Annotated in this window: 15 protein-coding genes and 1 pseudogene; 6 read left to right on the forward strand and 10 right to left on the reverse strand. The window is 55.9% G+C overall.

Translation table 11 applies throughout. The features are described 5' to 3' along the window. Nucleotides 1-7: 7 nt before the first annotated feature. From BN2684_RS22905 to BN2684_RS22915, 3 genes are all read right to left on the reverse strand, one after another. Entirely contained in the window at nucleotides 8-706 is a 699-nt protein-coding gene (locus BN2684_RS22905) for a hypothetical protein (RefSeq protein ID WP_058304381.1), read from the reverse strand. Continuing rightward, a complete protein-coding gene (locus tag BN2684_RS22910) occupies nucleotides 703-1,596 on the reverse strand; it encodes an ABC transporter ATP-binding protein (RefSeq protein WP_159065835.1) in 894 nt (297 codons plus the stop codon). The genes BN2684_RS22905 and BN2684_RS22910 overlap by 4 nt, the downstream gene beginning before the upstream one ends. A 125-nt stretch (nucleotides 1,597-1,721) precedes the next feature. Next, a complete protein-coding gene (locus BN2684_RS22915; protein WP_058304383.1) occupies nucleotides 1,722-2,894 on the reverse strand; it encodes an ROK family transcriptional regulator in 1,173 nt (390 codons plus the stop codon). A 178-nt stretch (nucleotides 2,895-3,072) separates the two neighbouring features. Here BN2684_RS22915 and xylA point away from each other — a divergent pair, with 178 nt between their 5' ends. Next, entirely contained in the window at nucleotides 3,073-4,389 is a 1,317-nt protein-coding gene (gene xylA, locus BN2684_RS22920; RefSeq protein ID WP_058304384.1) for a xylose isomerase, read from the forward strand. A 150-nt stretch (nucleotides 4,390-4,539) separates the two neighbouring features. Here xylA and mutL read toward each other — a convergent pair whose 3' ends face one another. Further along, nucleotides 4,540-6,729, reverse strand: coding sequence for a DNA mismatch repair endonuclease MutL (mutL, locus tag BN2684_RS22925; protein ID WP_058304385.1), 2,190 nt, complete (start codon nucleotides 6,727-6,729; stop codon nucleotides 4,540-4,542). Nucleotides 6,730-6,775: 46 nt separating this feature from the next. Then, on the reverse strand, nucleotides 6,776-9,523 hold the full coding sequence (gene mutS / locus BN2684_RS22930) for a DNA mismatch repair protein MutS (RefSeq protein WP_108722273.1): 2,748 nt from the start codon (nucleotides 9,521-9,523) through the stop codon (nucleotides 6,776-6,778). A 372-nt stretch (nucleotides 9,524-9,895) separates the two neighbouring features. On the opposite strand from mutS, the gene BN2684_RS22935 reads away from it, so the two are divergent. Continuing rightward, a complete protein-coding gene (locus tag BN2684_RS22935) occupies nucleotides 9,896-10,708 on the forward strand; it encodes a class I SAM-dependent methyltransferase (protein WP_058304386.1) in 813 nt (270 codons plus the stop codon). Nucleotides 10,709-10,710: 2 nt separating this feature from the next. Beyond that, complete coding sequence (locus tag BN2684_RS22940; RefSeq protein WP_058304387.1) at nucleotides 10,711-11,298, forward strand: TetR/AcrR family transcriptional regulator; 588 nt, start codon at nucleotides 10,711-10,713, stop codon at nucleotides 11,296-11,298. Between the two features lie 143 nt (nucleotides 11,299-11,441). Here the strand turns inward: BN2684_RS22940 and BN2684_RS25455 are convergent, their stop codons facing one another. From BN2684_RS25455 to cotE, 3 genes and pseudogenes are all read right to left on the reverse strand, one after another. Beyond that, a complete protein-coding gene (locus BN2684_RS25455) occupies nucleotides 11,442-11,834 on the reverse strand; it encodes a putative amidoligase domain-containing protein (protein ID WP_108722243.1) in 393 nt (130 codons plus the stop codon). Between the two features lie 4 nt (nucleotides 11,835-11,838). Then, nucleotides 11,839-12,306: pseudogene (locus BN2684_RS25460) on the reverse strand (putative amidoligase domain-containing protein); the annotation flags it as partial. A 541-nt stretch (nucleotides 12,307-12,847) separates the two neighbouring features. Next, entirely contained in the window at nucleotides 12,848-13,408 is a 561-nt protein-coding gene (gene cotE, locus BN2684_RS22950; protein ID WP_058304389.1) for an outer spore coat protein CotE, read from the reverse strand. Between the two features lie 56 nt (nucleotides 13,409-13,464). Here cotE and BN2684_RS24630 point away from each other — a divergent pair, with 56 nt between their 5' ends. Beyond that, nucleotides 13,465-13,629 carry a hypothetical protein gene (locus tag BN2684_RS24630; protein WP_159065836.1) on the forward strand — a complete coding sequence of 55 codons (165 nt, stop codon included), beginning with the start codon at nucleotides 13,465-13,467 and terminating at the stop codon, nucleotides 13,627-13,629. Between the two features lie 20 nt (nucleotides 13,630-13,649). Here the strand turns inward: BN2684_RS24630 and BN2684_RS22955 are convergent, their stop codons facing one another. Beyond that, a complete protein-coding gene (locus BN2684_RS22955) occupies nucleotides 13,650-14,621 on the reverse strand; it encodes an aromatic acid exporter family protein (RefSeq protein ID WP_058304390.1) in 972 nt (323 codons plus the stop codon). A gap of 319 nt (nucleotides 14,622-14,940) precedes the next feature. Here BN2684_RS22955 and BN2684_RS24635 point away from each other — a divergent pair, with 319 nt between their 5' ends. Both BN2684_RS24635 and BN2684_RS22960 read left to right on the forward strand, forming a co-directional pair. Then, on the forward strand, nucleotides 14,941-15,087 hold the full coding sequence (locus tag BN2684_RS24635; protein ID WP_159065837.1) for a hypothetical protein: 147 nt from the start codon (nucleotides 14,941-14,943) through the stop codon (nucleotides 15,085-15,087). A 167-nt stretch (nucleotides 15,088-15,254) separates the two neighbouring features. Next, a complete protein-coding gene (locus tag BN2684_RS22960) occupies nucleotides 15,255-16,580 on the forward strand; it encodes a glycosyltransferase family 39 protein (RefSeq protein ID WP_058304391.1) in 1,326 nt (441 codons plus the stop codon). 309 nt (nucleotides 16,581-16,889) lie between these two features. Here the strand turns inward: BN2684_RS22960 and BN2684_RS22965 are convergent, their stop codons facing one another. Further along, the gene (locus BN2684_RS22965) at nucleotides 16,890-19,805 is read right to left on the reverse strand and encodes a glycoside hydrolase family 48 protein (protein ID WP_058304392.1); all 2,916 of its coding nucleotides are present in this window, start codon (nucleotides 19,803-19,805) and stop codon (nucleotides 16,890-16,892) included. Between the last annotated feature and the right edge of the window lie 33 nt (nucleotides 19,806-19,838).

The raw sequence follows: 19,838 nt of genomic DNA on the forward strand, positions 1-19,838 counted from the left end.
GTAGTGATTATTGTTTTCTGAGACGGACAAACCCGAGCCCAAGAAGCAGCATGCTGTACCAAATAGGCGCCGCAAGCTTGGTCAGGTACTCTCCCGTCGAAAGGACGTCACTGTTCAGAAGAGCGTCATTTACTCGAAAAACCGGCGGCAGGATCCAACCCGCAAACCGCAGGCTCTCCGGCAGCTCTGCAAGAATGCCCTGTCCTCCTATGGACAAAGCTATGAATAGGATGAGCAAAAACAAGTTGTTCATGTAATTCCGCTTTCCGTCACCTTCGATCACCCAAACAAGTGAAATCATGAGCAAGGAAAGGGAGAGATGAGAATAGAAGCCGGTGAGAAGCTCGGCTCCCGACGGCCGAAGCTGAAACGCTCCACGGAGCAGCGGATAAAATGTCGCGAAGAGGCTGAGCCCCGTGACAAGCAGACCTGCAGCCGCAAGACGCGCCCACTCATATCGGATCCGTTTCCCGACATGCAGAATCGATAGCTGCCCCTGCACGACCGGCTCACTTCGAAGCAAATTAAGCGTCAGCCACGCAGTAATGGCATACAATAGAGTTGACGTTGTGGAGTAGCTTTCGAGCACCGGATTGGGTACGATGGTATACAGCCAACCCACGAACCCTACATAACAAAACATGGGAATGAAATACCGGTGCGAGCGATAGAAATCCTTCAGCAGAAAAGCGACGAGAGCTCTCATCCGATTTGCCCTCCCCCCTTCTCCGGGACCAGGGCTGGCACATGTTCCCTTACAGAGCGGACAGACCCGCCGCTTCGAAGAAGAGCAAGGAGCAGCTCATCCGAATAAGCGGGGTCCGCCTCGATGCGGAGTCCGGTCAAGGTGGACGTCGCTTCCCGAATGGCTGCCGCCTGCAGAGGAGGCAATTCATCCGCGAGCTTACAGGCGACAGTCTCTGGTAAATGCTCGACTTCGATGATGAGCCGGGTGTAAAAGTCACGGTCCCCCTCACTTGCTTCTTGAAGAAGGAGCATCCCGTTCTCCAGTTGATACACCCGATCCGCCAACTTGGTGACCCAATGGTCCTCATGGGATGAGAATAGGATCGCCATCCCCTCGGAACGCAGCCGGCTGAGAAACAAGAGAACATCTTCCCGGGACGATTTGTCGAGTCCCGACATCGGCTCGTCCATGAGCAGCAGCTGCGGCTGCTCGATGAGCGCTTGGAGGATGGCGCTTTTTTGCAGCATGCCTTTCGAATAGTAACGAATCTGACGGTCGGCATCGGCCGTCAAACCCGCGAAGGAAGCGAGCTCCTGAACCCGTCGTTGAAGCTTGTTCGGGCTCATGCCGCGGATACGTCCCATGTACGTCAAATACTCGTTCAAGGTAAACCTCAGATGGGGAAACCGATCGGGAACGTAGCCGATCTCTCGCTTGGCGACTCCGAACTCCACCCGACCCGATGAAGGCCGGTCGATTCCAGCGGCTAAGCGCAGAAGCGTGCTTTTCCCCATTCCGTTCCTGCCTTTGATCGCCACGCATTCCCCCGAACCGATTGACAGATCGATCGATTCCAGCACCTGCTTGCTTCCGAACCGTTTCCCCGCCTGATCCAGTTGCAGGATCATCTTCAAAGGCTTCCCCTTCTCTCCCCTATCAGGCATCGTCTAAAATCGTGGTACCGCACCCTTTCCCATACCGATGACGCCAACTCCTATCCACCTGGTAAGGTTGATAGCTTACTATTTCCTGCTTACTCCACAGAAAGCTTCGGAGAAGCGAAGAAGTTGGCGATCGCGATGGAAGCGGCTCCCAGGACCGTTGCCCGATCCCCCAGCTGCGAGAAACGAATATCCAGCTTTGCGCGCGGATACGGAAGCGATCGACTTTCTACGAAATGCTGGAGCGGCTCCGAAAGCCATTTCTCCGCCGCTGCCAGCCTCCCTCCCAGAATGATGAGCTCCGGATTAAAGCTGTTTATGATATTAATGAGTCCCACGCCCAAATAACGGGCATGTTCTTCAAGGAGCTGAAGAGCGAGCTCTTCTCCCTGCTCCGCTTTTTCCAGTAGACCGTCCAGGGTGATATCGGGATCTTCATACTCCTTTCGCGCTGCGTCGACGAGCGCGTTCTCCGAGGCATACAGCTCCCAACAGCCGACGTTGCCGCAGCGGCAAGGCTTGCCATCCGGATGGATCGAGATATGACCCATTTCACCGGAAAATCCGGAAGCTCCGCGGTACAGCTCTCCTTTCAGCAGAATGCCCGTCCCGATCCCAGCTCCGATACTGACGTGAACGAGGTTGGCTGTGCCCTTGGCCAGGCCGTACCGGCTTTCGCCGAGCGCACCGACATTCGCTTCGTTCTCAATGACGATGGGCAGATTGTATTCCTGCTCGAGAAGTGACTGGAGCGGCACATTCTCCCATCCGAGATTAGGAGCGAACAGCACGTTGCCGGCTTCGTCGCTGAAGCCGGGAATGCCAATTCCGATACCGATGATCCCGTAGGGACTGGTCGGCGCGCTATCCATCAGCTCGCGGATACAGCTCCCGAGAACCGCTATGGCGGACAACGTCTCCCGATTGTTGTTTTTCTTTCGTCTTTCATCGACAATCGTTCCGTTCAGATCGGTGAGCACGGCCGTCATCCCGTCTGTCCCGAGGTCGATGCCGATCGCATAGCCGGCCTTTTCCTGAAAGAGCAAGGTCACGGGCTTCCGGCCGCCTCGCGATTCGCCTGCACCGCTCTCATAGGCCAGATTGGCGTCGATCAGCTCCGTAACGAGGCTGGATACGGTCGCCTTGGTCAGCCCCGTCTTCTCGGCTATCCGTGCCCGGGAGGTCGGAGATTCATGACGGATCAACTCGAGAACGAGCGCTTTATTCAATTTTTTCATCAGGCTCAAATCGCCGGTTTGCTTCATGACTTCCCCCAAAACCATTCAATATCCCTCGATTTTATCATGTTTGGGAAAGGAATTCATCTTTCTTTCCACAAAGTTAGTTTACTCAATTTACAAAGTCATTACCAAGTGGTATGATGATTTTGAAAGCGTTTCTCCCTTGAGGCGAGCGCCAATCTATTACCGGAGGGAATCATCCATGAGCTATTTCGGCAATGTGGACAAAATTAAATACGAAGGCAAGACCTCAACCAATCCGCTTGCATTTAAACACTACAACCCGGATCAAGTCGTACTCGGCAAGACGATGCGCGAGCATCTGCGCTTTGCCGTCGCCTACTGGCATTCTTATACCTACAACGGCAGCGATCCGTTCGGCGCTGGCACGATGCTCCGCGGCTACGACAAATTTACCGGCATGGACCTGGCCAAAGCTCGCGTGGAAGCCAACTTCGAGCTTCTGAACATCCTGGACGCCGATTACTTCTGCTTCCATGACCGCGACATCGCTCCGGAAGGCGCAACGCTGCAAGAAACGAACAAGAACCTCGATGAAATCGTCGCCCTGATCCAATCCAACATGAAGGCGACTGGCAAGAAGCTGCTCTGGAACACGGCCAACATGTTCACCAACCCGCGTTTTGTGCATGGCGCATCCACGACGAGCAACGCGGACGTATACGCTTATGCTGCAGCCCAAGTGAAAAAAGCTCTCGAGCACGGCAAAGAGCTGGGCGGCGAAAACTATGTGTTCTGGGGCGGTCGCGAAGGCTATGAATCCCTCCTCAACACCGATATGGCCCTCGAGCTGGACAACATGGCCCGCTTTATGCACATGGCGGTCGACTATGCGAAGGAAATCGGCTTTGACGCCCAATTCCTGATCGAACCGAAACCGAAAGAGCCGTCCAAGCACCAATATGACTTTGATGCTGCGACGTCCATCTCCTTCCTGCAAAAATACGATCTGCTCAAGCACTTCAAGCTGAACATCGAAGCGAACCACGCCACGCTGGCCGGTCATACCTTCGAGCATGAGCTGCATGTATCCCGCATCAACGGAGCCCTCGGTTCCATCGACGCCAACCAAGGCGACGTGCTGCTGGGCTGGGATACCGACGAATTCCCGACCGATCTGTACTCGACGACGCTCGCCATGTACGAAATCCTCCAAAACGAAGGCGGCATCGGCCGCGGCGGCGTGAACTTCGACGCTAAGGTTCGCCGTCAATCGTTCGAACCGATCGACGTGGTCTACGGACACATCGCCGGAATGGACTCCTTCGCTCGCGGGCTCGTTGTTGCTGCGAAGCTGCTGGAAGACCGCGCCCTGGTTCATGTGATCGACAACAAGTACGCTTCCTTCAAGTCCGGCATCGGCGCCGACATCGTCGCTGGCAAAGTCGACTTCAAGTCGCTGGAAGCTTACGCTCTGCAAAACAACCCGATCGTCAACAAATCCGGCAACCTGGAACTGGTTCGCGCGATCGTCAACCAATACCTGTTGAACGCGTAATCGGCTGATCGCCATACGGTTCGTTCGCACAGCAAAAACGCCTCTTCCCCGATTGGGGTTGGAGGCGTTTTTGCTCGCTCTTCTAAAAGAAATGAATGCCTTTATCTGCAATTTGTAAACGGTCGAAGATGAACTCGTCAATGTTCTCCTTCACATGACGCGCTTGAACATTTTTTCCAGCTCGTAGAGGGTAAAGCTGACGAGAATCGGCCTTCCGTGCGGGCAGGTGTACGGATTGCGGCAGGCGGACAGTCGATCGAGCAAGGCTTCCATCTCCGAATGGGTGATGGGCTGATTCGCCTTTATTGATGCCTTACAGGAACACATCGCGGCAGCCGCATCCCGGAACGCGGAGAGATCGACTGCCTTCTTCTCGGCGAGGACCCAGTCGATCATCTCTTCGACTAGATCCTTCTCTTCCCCGACAGGAAGCCAATGCGGGTAAGCTCGCACGAGGAAGGACGTTCCCCCGAACGGTTCCAGGTACAGGCCGGCCTGCTCCAAGAGTGAGAGCCGGGTCTCCAGGACAGCTGCTTCGGCAGACGTAAAATCGAGAGTGAGCGGCAGCAGCAGCTCCTGGCTCGCCTCCTCCGGCTTCCCGAATTTCTCCCGGTAATATTCGTAATTGATCCGCTCATGAGCCGCATGCTGGTCGATCAGATACATGCCCTCTTCGTTTTGCGCGACGAGGTAGGTGCCGTGGAGCTGGCCCACCGGATCGAGCTTCGGAAAAGCAGGCATCGCCGGAGCGGAGCCATCCGAAGGAGCCACGATGCGGGCAAGCTGTTCCGCTGTGATCGGTGCGGATAAGCCGGCGGATGCCGGGCGACCCGGGAAAACGCCGAAAGAGCCCGATGATGCGCGGGTTGCGGATGGAGTGCCGGCAATGGAACGGTCTGCATAGGCGGCAGACGATCCTGGCATAGGCGAGCGGCCTTGCTCGGAGCGGTCCGAGCGGTCTGATCCAGCGAAGGAAGAACGCTGCGCGTCTGACGAACTCTCCGGTGAAAAAGAACGGGAATCGGCACTCCGTTCTTCCGGCCAAGACGGTCGGCTGGTGGTGCCGTCCGTGAAGGAAGCTCCGGTGGACATCTTGCCAAAGGAAGCAGTAGGCGAAACAGAAACGCCAGAAGCTTCGCCGAATCTTCTCTCCCCGCTCCCGGAGAACTCCGAAGCTGTGGAAGCAACTCCGGTTCCACTCCCTCCGCTGGCTGCTGTGAGCTCAGGAGGCTCAGGCAGCGGTGCATTCGCGGGCACCGGACCGCTGTCCTCCGATGGGCGGTAGAGGGCAAATTGCTCCTGGACAACGGCATTTTTGCCGATGGCTGTTTTGCCGCCTGCCGGAATTAACGTCTGCCGACCGAGAGCGGCACGGACTGCAGCTTCAATCAAGGAGACGAGCTCCACTTCCTTGCTGAAGCGGACCTCCAGCTTAGACGGATGGACATTCACATCCAAGAGAGAAGGGTCCATCGTCAGATGCAAGGCTCCCACCGGATAACGATTGACCGGCAAGAGCGTATGATATGCGCGCAGAATCGCCTGGGTGACCGCGTAGCTGCGGATATAGCGCCCGTTGACAACAAGAGTCAACGCCGCTCTTCCCGTACGGGTCGTCTCCGGACGGGAGACGAAGCCGTGGACGACATAGTCCAGATCTTCCGCTTGGACTTCCACCATGCTCTTCGCGGTGGAAGCCCCATAGACAGCAGCCAGCACCCCCAATAAATCCCCGTTGCCGAGCGTATTCAGGAGCGTATGGCCGTTATGCCGAAGTGTAAACGCAATTTCAGGATGTGCCATGGCGATGCGGTAGAGATAATCAGATACATGTCCAAGCTCTGTCTGGATCGTCTTCATGTATTTCAACCGCGCCGGTGTATTGTAAAACAGCTCCCGAACCCGGATATCCGTCCCGCGCTCCGCCGCCGTTTCCTCGACGGAGACGAGCGTACCGCCTTCGATAGCGATGCGTCTCCCCAGGCCATCCGTGCGGCCGGTGGTGATACATTCCACCTTGGCGACGGCTGCGATACTGGGTAGGGCTTCGCCCCGGAACCCAAGCGTTCGAATCTGGAACAGTTCCTTGCCGCTTCTGATCTTGCTCGTCGCATGGCGGGCAAAGGCGATTTCGCAATCGTCGTCCGCGATCCCTGTGCCGTTGTCCTTGACCCGAATGAGCTGCAAGCCGCCTTCTTCGATCGTAACGTCGACGCGGGTGCTGCCCGCATCGACTGAGTTTTCCACCAGTTCCTTGACGACGGAAGACGGTCGTTCGACCACTTCACCCGCCGCAATCTGGTTCGCGATATGATCGTCCAACAGTCGGATGATCCCCATCAAGACTCCCCCTTCCATCCCCTATTCGACTTTCGAAGCAAGATCGTTATTTCCCGGCTTTCGCTTCCGCTTCGCTCAGCTTCTGCTTCAGCTCAAAGAGGAAGTTCATCGCGGCAAGCGGCGTCATGTTGATCAGATCCGCTCCGCGAAGGCGATCCGCCAACAGCTGCAGCTTGGCATCGCTCTTCCGAGAATGACCCGAATCCGGCTCCGGTTCACCGAATAGGCTGAGCTGAATGATCTCTCCGTTGCCGGAAGCCTGTGTACTTGTGGATGAGTTTGAATCCCCGGAGGCTCCTGCTTGCACGGATTGTGCGGTTTGAGTTTCTAGTTGTTCTCGCGAAAGAGACTGCCCAGGCAGCTCCGTGCGTGCTGTGGCCGCTTCTGATACGGCGGCCTGCTCCTCGGCCCCTTTCGTTTCAAACACATTCAACAGCGTATAGGAGCGCTCGATGACTGATTCCGGCAGACCGGCTAGTCGCGCGCAATAAATGCCGTAGCTGGTGCTCGCCGCACCAGGGATGAGCTTGCGCAAGAAGGTGACATCCTGGCCGCTCTCCTTCACCGCCATGCAAGCATTGTGCAGGTAAGCAAGGGTCTCCTCCAGATGCGCCAACTCATGAAAATGAGTGGAAACGAGTGTCTTGCAGCCGATCCGGTCATGGAGGTATTCAATCACAGCCTGTGCGATCGCCATTCCTTCGCCGGTCGAGGTACCTCGCCCGAGCTCGTCGATGATGACCAGGCTGCGCTCGGTCGCCTTCTCGGTCATGACGCGAATGTCCATCATCTCGACCATGAAGGTGCTCTGGCCGCCGATCAGGTCATCCGCCGCGCCAATGCGCGTGAAGATGCGGTCGATGAGCGGCAGCTCCGCCTTCTCGGCCGGGACGAAGCAGCCGATCTGCGCCATGATCGACAGCACCGCCACCTGCCGCATGTAGGTGCTCTTCCCGGCCATATTCGGGCCGGTGATCAAGAGCATGCGGGTGTCCTCACGGGAAAGCCGGGTGCCGTTAGCGATAAAGGCGTTATCGCCCATAACGGCTTCGACCACCGGATGCCTTCCACTCTCGACGATCAAGTCATAGCCTTCCGTCACGACCGGGCGAGTAAAGCGATTTGCGGCGCTGACAGCAGCGAAGGATTGCAGAACATCGACGGCCGCCACGACCTCCGCAAGCTTTTGCAGACGGCGTGTTTCCCGGGCGATCCGGTCACGAAGCTCGCAGAACAGCTCGTACTCGAGCCCGAACATCTTCTCCTCCGCCTCGAGGATCAGCGCTTCCTTTTCTTTCAGCTCCGGGGTGATATATCGTTCCGCATTAGCTAGCGTCTGCTTGCGCTCGTAGAGTCCTTCCGGCAAGGAGGCGATATGGGAGCGGGTGACTTCGATGTAATAGCCAAACACTTTGTTGAAGCCGACCTTGAGCGACTTGATGCCGGTCCGCTCCCTCTCCTGGCGCTCCAGCGCGGCGATCCAGCTTTTGCCGTCGCGACTCGCTACTTTAAGCTTGTCCAGATGGTCATGGTACCCGTCGCGGATGATGCCGCCTTCCTTCACAGATAAGGCCGGTTCTTCCACGAGCGCCGCCGAAATCCATTCCCGCACGTCGGCGCATTCATCGAGATTCTCCGCCAACCGGGTCAGCGTCTCCGATCCGCTGGCGAGGCAAGCAGCGCGGAATGCCGGCATCTGCTCCAGCGAGCGGCGAAGCGCCGCAAGATCCCGGCCGTTGGCGCTGCCGTACGAGACGCGTCCGACGAGCCGTTCCAGGTCGTACACGTCGCGCAGGACGCCGCGCAGCTCTTCCCGCTCGATCAAGCGGTTCACCAGCTTGTCCACGGCTTCCAGCCGTTCTTCAATGCGACCCTTGTTGAAGAGCGGCTTCTCGATCCAGCGGCGCAGAAGCCGCCCGCCCATCGCGGTCTCCGTCTTGTCGAGCAGCCAGAAGAGCGAGCCCTTCTTCGCCCGTTCGCGGACCGTCTCCGTAAGCTCCAGATTCCGCCGCGTGAACGGGTCCATCGTCATGAACTCATCCGGCTCGTAGAAACGGATTTCCGTAATATGCGAGAGGGACCGCTTCTGAGTCTCCTTCAGGTAAGTCATCAACAGCACGACGGATTCCCGCGCAGCCGGATCGAGCCGATCCAGCGCGTCCGCTGCAAAATGGCCGCGTACGAACTCCTCGTCGCGCCGGTTCCAATCCGTCCGCGGCACGCCTGCCATCATCGGCAGCTTGCGGAGCGTGTCCAGCATCTCTCCGTGGGCAAGCAGCTCAGCCGGTTGAAAGGCGGTCAGCTCGTCCGCCAAGCGGTCCGATGACCGTTCCAGCCAGGTCACATGAAGCTCGCCCGTGGACAAATCGCAGGCGGCGAACCCATACCGGCTGCCGTATTCCGACGCGCAGGCGATGTAGTTATTCGCTCGTTCATTCAGCAGCTTGCCTTCCATCAGCGTTCCAGGAGTCACGATCCGGACGATCTCGCGCCGCACCATCCCCTTGGTCGTAGCCGGGTCCTCCATTTGTTCGCAGATGGCGACCTTGTAGCCTTTTTCAATCAGACGGGAAATATATCCTTCAGCAGAGTGATACGGAACGCCGCACATGGGTACGCGTTCTCCTCCCCCGCCCTCTCGTCCGGTCAAAGTCAATTCCAACTCGCGCGACGCTTGAATGGCGTCATCAAAAAACATTTCATAGAAATCGCCTAGCCGAAAGAAAAGAAACGCGTCCGGCACTTCGGCCTTCACGCTTAAGTATTGTTCCATCATCGGGGTATATGCCAACAGATCCAGCCTCCAACACCTTTGGGACAAGGACAGCTCACTTGCTGCCCAGCGCCCTTAATCTCGCAATTGATGCTTGCTTATTCTTAAATCCAGTATACCATAGCCCGCCCTTTTCGTTGAGCATCCAGACGCTGGAGTGAAATCACGATCTCGAAACCATTCCCCCCAGCAGATAGCCACTCGACTGGATCTCTTCGACGGCGAAGCCGTCTTCATCCGCATTTGGTGATTAAAACTGAACTCCTGTATTTATTGACAAATGGAGCGAAGATAAACATACTATATATACTGATTTATTTATTTGGTATACATAAAACGTGAACAAGGATAACGAAGATCCATTTCTATCATCAAAACGAAGAGGTGAATCGGATGCAGACAACGAATAGGAAGGATTGGCCCCCCATTTCAGAGACGCTATTCATTCCTTTGGCAGCAAGAGCTGCGGAAACGACTCGGAAGAATCCGATCTTTACAGACGAAAAATCATTGGAGATGCTCCGTACGATTGACACCAGCACTACCGTAACCGATGGCGGCGAACTCGCAACGCAGGGCATTCTTGCGCGAACAAAAGTAATCGATGACGAGGTAAAAAAGATTATTGCGCAAACGCCGAACGCTGTCATTCTCAATCTCGGGGCAGGGTTGGATACGCGAATGAACCGAATCGATAACGGACTCTTAACCTGGTTTGACCTGGATTTACCGGAGGTCATCTCGCTTCGCAGCCGCTTTTTCTCGGAGAATGACCGTGTCCGCTTTATCTCGAAATCAGTATTGGATGCTTCATGGGTAGAAGAGATCCCCCTGCCGGAGAACAGCACGGTTGTCATTGTTGCGGAGGGCTTGCTCATGTACTTTCCGGAGGAAGACGTCATTCGGTTTTTTACTCTCTTAGCGAAGCGCTTCTCGGGTGCGCATCTGTTTTTTGACGTGGTCCACCGCTTTTTCGTAAACAAAAAAATGAGCAGCCCTTTTTTGTGGGGGCTTGACCGCGCAAAAGATATTGAAAAGCTGAACGAGCAGGTACGTCTGGTTCAAGCGTGGAGTACCGGAAACCTGCTTAAGGAGCGCCAATCTATGCTTATACGGATTCTGAATCTTCTGCCCTCCACCCGAAATCGAAGTCAAATTCTTCATATTCAATTCGCCCGGGAGGATGCACAATCGAACAGGAGGTAGCTATGCCGCGTTTTAGCGAGAAAGAAAAGGAACGAATCCGCGAGAGGCTGCTCGTCGAGGGTGAACGGTTATTTACCGCGCATGGGATCAAAAAAGTGACGATTGATGACTTGGTCGGCGCCGTCGGGATCGCCAAGGCTTCGTTTTATACATTTTATGAAAGCAAGGAATATCTGTTTTTGGACATTACTCAAGGCCTTCAGAAAACCATCTTTAACGAGCTGAACTTGTTATTGGACTCCAATGGCGGACTGCCCCGTAAAGAGCGCGTTCGGCAAGTGTTTGCCGCAATGGCAAACGGGATGCTCCGTTATCCGATCCTCAGCCAAATCGACACGATTACGGTGGAACAAATCGCCCGCAAGGTTTCGAAAGAACGGCTTCTGGCCTTCGATGGTCAGCAACTGGACGCCGCACAATCTCTGCATGACCACGGCATCCCGTTCACATGCGACATTCAGACCGCCTCTTATGCCTTTCAGGCCCTTTACCACAGCTGGATGTTCTTGCAGGAGAAAGGCGAAGCTGTCCAAACATCTGTTATTGAGCTTATGCTCAATGGGGTTATCGATCAGATTGTTGTGGAGTGAACGGCAAGTGTACCGATGTACCCCTGCCTCGGGCGCTTCAATCGATAACCGCCGCCTGCTGGCCAACGTAGACTCTTTCGCAACGGCAAGACGCCTCCATCCGCTTGCTTTCGGGATAGGGAGGCGTCTTCCTCGTTCAGGGGTCACACGTATAGCAGCGCCTGCGAGGTAAGCGTCGGCACGACTGCCGCCTGTGTGCGGGTGCTGACCGTAAGGGGCAGCCCGGAGACGGCAAGGGGGCGAGCGGGATCGAAGCTCGCTTTGCCCGCGGGGGCTTCATAATCCGCCGGTCCGATGCCCCAAGCGGCGCGGAAGTCTCCGGACGCGTCGATGAGTCCGGCTTCGGGCGGCGCGTCGAAGAGCTGCCGCTTCAGCCAGGAGAGCTCGCGCTCCTGCTCGCTGTAAGCGGCAAGCGGCTCCAGCTCCGCCCACAGGCGGGCGGCCACCTCTTGGAGCGGCCGGGTCTCGCCGCGATAGTAATGCAGCCGCAGGCCGGGGTGCCGGAGCGGGTCCTGGCGCAGCTCGCGCCAATGGATCCGGGCTCGGGTCCGGGCGAAGCTCGGCCAGCGGCAGGATGATCCGGTGGCCGCTCAGAATCACCGCGTCGCAGCCCACCTTGCCCTGCCGCTCCATGAACCGGGACGCGGGGACGACCTTCCCGTCCGATCCCATCAGAACAAATTCCGGATCGGCTCCGAGCATGAGCGCGGACTCTTTCGGCCATTCTGCAGCCACGAACCGATTAAGCGCCTCCGCGAACGGATCGATCCACTCGCGGGTCGAATCCGGCACCGGATCGACCCGTTCGATCAACGTGTCTCCGTCCGCCGTAGAGACGACCGTAACCAGGCCATAATCCAAGCCCAGCGCATAGACGGCTCGCACAGCGTCTCGCATCGCCCGCTTCGCACGGAAATGCCGCTCCGCTTCCGGCAGTTCCCCATAGCTGTGCTCCTCCCGCCGAACAAGCATCCCGTTTCCGGGAGGAGCCGACTTCCTGGCGTACATCGTAAGAGCGTCCTGCTGAAAGACCGGTATCCGATATTCCCAGGCGGCAGGAGCCTCCGTTGACGGCACGTTAGGACCATGCGTGCGCACAGCCGCATCGCGGGCGAAACTCTCTTCGAGACGGAGCGGTTTAGCTGAATGCCTTGCTCCAAGTCCTCGGCCGGTCTTCAACCCGCACTGCCTCAGCAGCTCGCCGCAGGTCTCCTGCTTACCCGCCCGCAGAATGGGAGCGAGCCGCCCGATGACGACCGGTCCCTCCGGCTCGTCGGCCAGCGTTCCATATCGGATGACTGCGTCCCAAGCATCGCCCCTCGGCAGCTTGCGACCGCTCGGAAACGTCAACCGCTCCGCCAACCGCTCGGCTCCTTTTTCCCCGGCATGAAGAAAAAAACACTTCACCTACGTCCCCTCCCTGCTCCGTTCAAGAATTCGCTCATGTCCTGCACAGGCTCATCTCGCCACGCTAGCGCTGATTTTTCATACAAAAGAGGGCATCCGCCCTCAGCAGTTGCCCCTTGACTTGCATATGCTGTACAAAATCTCAGGTCAGTTCTTCATCAAGAAGCTCCAAATCCAGCTCGTCGTATTCCGCTTCGTCGGAACCGTCGAAATCATAGTTCTTCTCATCTCCGTAGCCTCCGTTTGGGTTGACGAGAACCCACACCTTGGTCTCGGCTGTCATCTCCACCTGGAATTCCCGCTCCACGCGAATGACCACACCGTCTCCCGAAATGCTCGCTTCCACGCAGTTCGGGTCGGTCACCGCAACGGCATAAACCTCGGCCGTCGCCGGCTTATGTTTTTTGTCCAAGTAAGAGAGCGGGACCACATCAACGTACGAAATCGTTTCCTTCGCCACATCCGTCTTCGTGTTCCGGTCGTACGAGTACCAGATGTTGATATCATACGACCCTATTACTTCTACGCCGCTCGTGGAGTGGACCGCTTCATACTGGTTATTGATGATCCAGGCGCCCAGGATGCTGGTTGGAGCGTTAGAAGGAGTTACGGTATGGCTCACCTGACTGAATTTACGACCTTTGCCGCATACAGCTTTTGTTATAATTTCTCTGCTTTGCAAGTCCTTATCTGTGAACGACATGTTTCAACCTCCTCCATACAATCATTCTTTTAGAAGTGTATGCAGGACATGGGCAGATGTTGATTACCCGGGCGGAAGTCGGCCAAGATATTTTTCAAAAGCCGATGGATGCTCTGTTTTTTCCACCGGATGAGCTGCGTGGCAAGGAAGAAGCGGCCCTTCGATTCGGACCGCTTCGTCTCTCTTTCTATCTTATTCTTCCTTCTCGATTGGATCCCTAACACATTTCATCCCTGTTGCGTTATTGCAGCGCCTCGGCACGCCCTTGCGGCCGCTTCTTCTTCAGTTGCTTCGCGATGGACAAGAACGTCTTCAGCTCCAGGTTGATCTGCAGAAGAGCCGATCGGACCTCGAATTCGCGGCGGTTCTCCGGCAGCGGCATCGTCTTGAACGCGGCGTCCAGCTTGGACAGCTCCTCGTCGATCCGGCCTGTGTAATAGGGATTCTTCAAATCCTCGGCGAGTGAATCAAACAGCTCGGCAACGGCTTCGCCATGCGGCAGGTTTTGATAGACCTGAGAGACGAGGTCCAGCATGCGTTGAATCGAAAAAAGCTGCTGCCGGCGCATCTCGAAATAGGTGTGCCATTCCCCTTTGTTCTGAAACAGCGCGTTCTCGTCCGCATTCATGGCGAGCTTACCGCCTTCGTCCACCTTCTCCATCGCCGTGAGGAGCTCGGTGCCGTTCCAAACCCGGTTAAAATCGCGCAGGTGTCCGGCAATCTCCCGTAAAATGGCCGAAAAATTCGCCTCCACCGCTTCCTTCGTCTGCATCATCTGCTTCTCGGAACGCGGTGTATAGATGAGGTTAATGATCGCCGCCACTCCCAGACCCATGGCGAGCAGCATCACCTCGTTGCCGATCAGCTTCAGCGTCGTTTCCCCGGCCGCGTAGAGATGCAGCATGATGACGGAGCTCATGACGATGCCGTCCTGCATCTTCATCTTGTACAAGGCTAAGTACTGCACAAAGATGTAAAGTCCGATAACCCATACATGATAGCCGAGCAGATAAAAAGCGGCCGTCGCCACCAGGAGCCCGATGACCGAAGCGATGAAGCGGATGATGATGCTCTGCACGCTGCGTTTCTTAGTCGTATCGATGCCCAGAATGGCGAACAGACCGGCCGTATACGAGTTGCTCAATCCAAGCAGCAGCGAGCCTTCGATGGCTGCGGCGGCCGCAACGGACGATTTGACGACACGGACAAGCATGTTCCATAACCCCCCGTTTCTGTTTTCCCCCGATGAATAATTGCTTTCGACAGGGATTCTCTGGAATCCCTCATCAGAAATATCTTTTGACAGTATACGCGTTTCCTTCGCCGCCAACAAGAATCATTCGGTCGAATCCTTATCGGATGATGCCTTAGATCGCCTTAGATCTGGAAGAGAAGCTTCCGTGGGGCTATGTAAACTCAAAGGGAGTAGATGGATATCTACCGGGGAACACTACCCACATGCCTGCCTGAAGGAAACCCATCTATATGGTGAATGCGGCTACCTTACCGATGACCCGATAGGAGGACAGACCATGACCAAGCATGAAAAAAGGCCGGGAGATGAGCCAGACAAAGTCAAACACACGGGTGAAAAGAGAAACGGCCGCAAAAGCATGATCAAGAATGAAAGCACGACGGACTCGCTCTATCCGAATGAGTACGTTACGGAAGACCAGTAAATGGAGCCGCTTCCCAACAAGTGCGCAGCCGGAGACCGATGTCTCCGGTTTTTCCTTCTTCAAGAGTACGAGCTGCATGACACTTCCTCCCATTGCCAAGTGAGTGGTCAATCCCTATAATCGAGAGGAACGCTTGACCATCAATATGTGGAAAAGGATGTTTACCCATGTCATCATTCGCACCCGATCTCGTCCGCTATTCCTCGATCCTTATCGTCTTTGTCTGCCTCTGCGTCCTGCTCGTCAAATTCGTTCAGGAATACATAGGCGGAACTTTGCATGTAGGCAAACCCGGAGACCGGCTCACCTATCGGGATGCGGATTCCTCCACTTTTCAACCTTTGCCGCGCGCCAAGCTTTGGAAGATCCTCTTCTTCTATTTTGCAGTTTCTCGGATCCTGATTTTTGTAGGCACTTACTGTTATAAAGCAATAACGATCAAGGCTTGGCCGCCACTGGTCGCCACCTTCATCAAGATGTTCAAGATCTACGATACGGAATGGTACCTCGGTATCGCCCAATTCGGGTATCGGACGACCGGCCATGATCGGCTGTCGATCTGCTTTTACCCGCTGTATCCGGCTCTCGTTAAGCTGTTTCACTATGTCATACCTGGTTATTTCACCGCAGGAGTCGTTGTCTCCAACCTGTTCCTACTGATCGCTCTTTATTACCTGGTTCGACTTGTGGAGGGGGAGTACAAAGATTCGCAGACGGGCATTCTTGCGGCGAAGCTTCTCCTTCTCTTCCCGTTCTCCTTCTTCTTCAGCATCGCGTATACGGAATCCGTGTTCATCGCGTTTACGATTCTTACGTTCTATGCCCTACGGCGCAAGAAATGGCTGCTTGCCGGATTGTTCGCCATGCTGGCGTCGCTCACCCGCAACCAAGGGGTACTGCTCGTGCTGCCGATCCTGATCGAGATCCTCTACGATCATGAGTTCATTCGCAGCTACCGGAATGAGCGGGGCTATCGCAAGGGATTCCTGAGCGGCATGCTTCAACGAATTGCTGCCGTCCTGTTCCCCTTCGTCGGGATCGGTATCTATGTGGTCATCAATAAGGTGGTCACCGGTCACTGGTTTCAGTTCCTCGTGTATCAACGAGAGCATTGGAAGCAAAAATTCGGATTCTTCGCAGACCTGCTCGCTCGACATACCGGCAAAATCTTTACCGGTGAGACCCGTTATGCTTTCGGAATTTGGATGCCAGGTATTCTGTTGTTCTTCGTCGGAATGATCCTGATCATCGTTTGCGCGAAGAAGCTGCGTCTCTCCTATGCGGCGTACGCCCTCGTCTATCTGGTCATTTCCTTCTCGCCGACGGGGCTTCTGAGCGGTCCCCGCTATGTCGGCGGATTATTCGTGCTCTATCTAATGGGCGCCCTGCTTCTGAGGAAAGCGCCGAATTACGTCCGATCCGGCGTTGATATCATTCTGGCGTTCACCCTTTGCTTCTATTCAATTCTGTTTGTTCTAAAGTTCGTCTTCTAACAAGGCGGATTGGATTCAAAGCAGTGGATGACCGGACACCTCCATGAATCAAGCTGTGCTGCAGGATGTGTAGAACGCGCAGGCTTAGCCAATCGAGCCGCCAGCACATGGCCCCTTTCCTGTGGGACTAAATGAAACAGAAGACTCCAGCGCCCAATAAACGTGGCGTTGGAGTCTTTTTGGTTCGTTGCCAGGATAACCTTTTCCTTAAGCGAAGGTGCCTTCCCTCACTTAAGGCTACCGTCAGATGAAGAGCATGATCAGCTATTTCCAGCTGCAGGCGCTATCCTTCACCCCCTTGTTCCTGTCTTATTGCGGTGCCGAGCCGTACACCAATGAGCCATTGTGATAGAGCTCAACGCGGCTCCAATCGGTCAAGTTCGTCTTGGTCGCATCAAAGGAGTAGTCGTTCGTTTCATCAAAGTTGGACCAGTCTCCCTTGTGGAAGCGGGTTTGGATCACGCCGCTTTGGCCTCCGCCCGCCAGACTTCCGGCTCCAGCCTTAAAGGAGATTTCCAGATACGTGTCCGCCGTGGCTGTTGGGGTTGCCATGGATACGAACTGTCCTTGAATATTGCTGCCTCCAACCTGCGCATAGTCGCAGAAGAAGTTGAGAGCGGCGTTTGCCGTATCCTTCGTGAAGTAATAGCGAATCTTCAACGAGCTGAGATCCACCGCACCCGTCCCCGTGTTCACGATATTGAAATGGGGCGAGATGGCGTTGTTGGTCGCGTTTGTGTCACCCGCTTTGTACTGCACCTTCAGGCTGACCGGAGGCGTTGTCGGGGTAGCGGTTGGTGTTGCAGTCGGCGTTGCTGTAGGTGTGGCCGTCGGTGTTGCTGTCGGTGTTGCCGTTGGCGTGGCAGTCGGCGTTGCTGTAGGTGTGGCCGTCGGTGTTGCTGTCGGTGTTGTCGTCGGCGTGGCCGTCGGCGTTACGGTCGGTGTGGCAGTCGGTGTGGCAGTCGGCGTGGCCGTTGGTGTCGGCGTCGGAGACGGGCCCGAGCTGCCGATGAGCCGGTCGAATTCGGCATAGGCCGTTGCGATATCCACCTGAGACCAGAACCGGTGGTACTTGAAGGTGGGGGTTCCGTGCTCCCACTTCTTCGTTACCGGATTCCAGGACGTGTTGTACAGGTTGAGCAGATATTGCCATTGCGGATCCTGGGTGATTTTCGGCCGAAGATCGGCAAAGCTAACGTAGACCCCATTACCGCCCTTCGCCGGATCGGAGGCGACGGCTCCCGAACCGGGAATCGTATTGCCTTGTCCGAATTTGCCCGTCCAACCGCTGGGCAGATAAACTTCCTTCGTGAAGTAACGGTAAGCGTCGCCTTTGGTTTCTTCCGTCACAATGCCTACTCCATCGTTAAAGTTCCATGCAACGTCAAGCAGCTGCGCCGCAAGCGTCTTCGCTTGAGCTCCGAGCGCCGTATCCGTTCCACCCGTTTCGGCACGGCTCCCTGCTGCGAAGAAGGTCAGGGCCTTGATGTAGCTGCCGAGTACGCCGACATCCTGTCCGGGACTCTTCGTGACTGCGTGATAATTGGTATTGCCGCTGAAGGAAGAGAACCCATTCCAGGTGTCGGGCTGCCCCTGCCATTCAAGCGAGCTCGGAATGGAAAACTGGCCGGGATCGGCGGTCGTTGCCACGACCGGGTTAGTCCCGCCGAGGATACGCTGTCCGGCTGCGTTCAGGTAGTACCCGTCCGCATCCGTGACCGGCTTCTGGTTGACGAAGGTGTAATCCATCGCCCAATCCACCCATTTGGAGATAACCGTCTTCGCCATCTTGAAATTGTCGGAGGTGATGTCCCCGTTCGAAGCGAGAATGTAATACAGCTCCGCTACCCGTTCCAGCGGCCAGGCTTGGAAGCCGAACCATGTATTCGAATCTGGATCGCGATAGACCGGAGCTTCCTGATAGGCCATTCCGTAGAAAGTACTGACGCCCGCAGGATACTTGGCATAGCTTCCGTTGTAGCTGTTTGTGGCGCCTCCGCCGACAGCCCCTTCATTTGAGAGCAGCCAGGTATAGAATTCCAGCTGGCGCTTCAGTGAAGCGTTCCAGTCCGTTTGGGCCGTTGCAGAAGACGGAATCAAGCCGCCTGCCGATTGCGACAGAGCATACGCGGCAACCGGGTTTTGGTACCCTTGGTGAGCATGGCTGGCTCCAATTCTCCAAGCCCAGTTACCGCTTCCGTTCTCGCCGAGCCCGCCGCCCCAAGCGGTGTACCAGGCCATGAGATACATATTGGAATCTTTGCCGGTCCCGGCCGTAGGCGTTCCGCCGGAAGCGCTTCCGACCTTTTGGAAGTACTTGTCGTACATATCATATCGCAGGAAGTCGCCCATCTTCTTGGCTTTGTTGAGATAAGTCGCGTTATTGTACCCCATTTTCTTCGCCCAGTACATAACCTGGACTACGCGAGCGTCCGCGTCCGATGCGTTCGTGTACCGCCATTGCGCCGAGGGAGCCTGGCTTTCCTTCGTAAATAAGCTCATGAAGCCTTCGCCGGTTTTCCCGAACGTCTTGTTGTCCTGCGAAGGATGCGGCACCGTCTCCCAGACAGATTCCTGTTCCCCCCGCTGATAGGTGTTGACGTAAGTGACGGTGTGGCTCGGGTTCAGGAGGTTGCCGTACCCGTACCAGTTGTCCACGTCGATCAGCCAGTGCATGAGGTACGTCTGGTTGTTGCCGTAAGTGGCCTTAAGCTCGGCATCGATTGGATCTTTCCCGGCCGCAAACTGGCCAGACAGCTGAGACGGATACTGATCCGGTTGAGGCTTCTCCGCCGCGTAGGTTGCCGGGCTATTCGGGTTGTAGAAGCTCATGGTCGGCTGTTCTTCCTTGCCGTCTCCTTCATTCACCGGAATGATATACTTTTCCATGTTGTCCCAAGCCGCTTCGAGCTTGGTCCAATCTCCGGTGTAGTGCCCGTACAACGTCTCCATCCACAGCCAATAACTGTAAGCTTCCGATGTGCTCATATGGCCGTAATCGGGCGCCTCGCTGAGCAGGGTTTCAATGGAGTGGTAGGGAATGCCTTCAGGAGAAAAGTATCCGTTAGCCGGGTTCTTAATCTGGTTGTACATTTGCATGAATCGGGTCTGGTATTCGGTCTCGGCCGCCACCGCTTTTTGCGGACGCAAGCCAGCGAATCCCGTCAGAAGAAGTGCGGAACTGAGAACGAGGGCAAGACCGGTGCGAAGCTTTTTCTTCTTCATCTTCTTACAGCCTCCTCTTCCATTTGGATTTCA

The sequence above is a fragment of the Gorillibacterium timonense genome (assembly GCF_001457415.1).
GTDB lineage: Bacteria > Bacillota > Bacilli > Paenibacillales > NBRC-103111 > Gorillibacterium > Gorillibacterium timonense.

What these genes read in the sequence shown, in the direction of transcription:
- BN2684_RS24635 (WP_159065837.1), top strand. Translation starts at nt 14,941, where the DNA reads ATGACCAAGCATGAAAAAAGGCCGGGAGATGAGCCAGACAAAGTCAAA.
- BN2684_RS22965 (WP_058304392.1), bottom strand. Translation starts at nt 19,805, where the DNA reads ATGAAGAAGAAAAAGCTTCGCACCGGTCTTGCCCTCGTTCTCAGTTCC.
- cotE (WP_058304389.1), bottom strand. Translation starts at nt 13,408, where the DNA reads ATGTCGTTCACAGATAAGGACTTGCAAAGCAGAGAAATTATAACAAAA.
- BN2684_RS22915 (WP_058304383.1), bottom strand. Translation starts at nt 2,894, where the DNA reads ATGAAGCAAACCGGCGATTTGAGCCTGATGAAAAAATTGAATAAAGCG.
- xylA (WP_058304384.1), top strand. Translation starts at nt 3,073, where the DNA reads ATGAGCTATTTCGGCAATGTGGACAAAATTAAATACGAAGGCAAGACC.
- BN2684_RS22910 (WP_159065835.1), bottom strand. Translation starts at nt 1,596, where the DNA reads ATGATCCTGCAACTGGATCAGGCGGGGAAACGGTTCGGAAGCAAGCAG.
- BN2684_RS22935 (WP_058304386.1), top strand. Translation starts at nt 9,896, where the DNA reads ATGCAGACAACGAATAGGAAGGATTGGCCCCCCATTTCAGAGACGCTA.
- BN2684_RS24630 (WP_159065836.1), top strand. Translation starts at nt 13,465, where the DNA reads ATGTTGATTACCCGGGCGGAAGTCGGCCAAGATATTTTTCAAAAGCCG.
- BN2684_RS22940 (WP_058304387.1), top strand. Translation starts at nt 10,711, where the DNA reads ATGCCGCGTTTTAGCGAGAAAGAAAAGGAACGAATCCGCGAGAGGCTG.
- BN2684_RS22955 (WP_058304390.1), bottom strand. Translation starts at nt 14,621, where the DNA reads ATGCTTGTCCGTGTCGTCAAATCGTCCGTTGCGGCCGCCGCAGCCATC.
- BN2684_RS22905 (WP_058304381.1), bottom strand. Translation starts at nt 706, where the DNA reads ATGAGAGCTCTCGTCGCTTTTCTGCTGAAGGATTTCTATCGCTCGCAC.
- BN2684_RS22960 (WP_058304391.1), top strand. Translation starts at nt 15,255, where the DNA reads ATGTCATCATTCGCACCCGATCTCGTCCGCTATTCCTCGATCCTTATC.
- mutL (WP_058304385.1), bottom strand. Translation starts at nt 6,729, where the DNA reads ATGGGGATCATCCGACTGTTGGACGATCATATCGCGAACCAGATTGCG.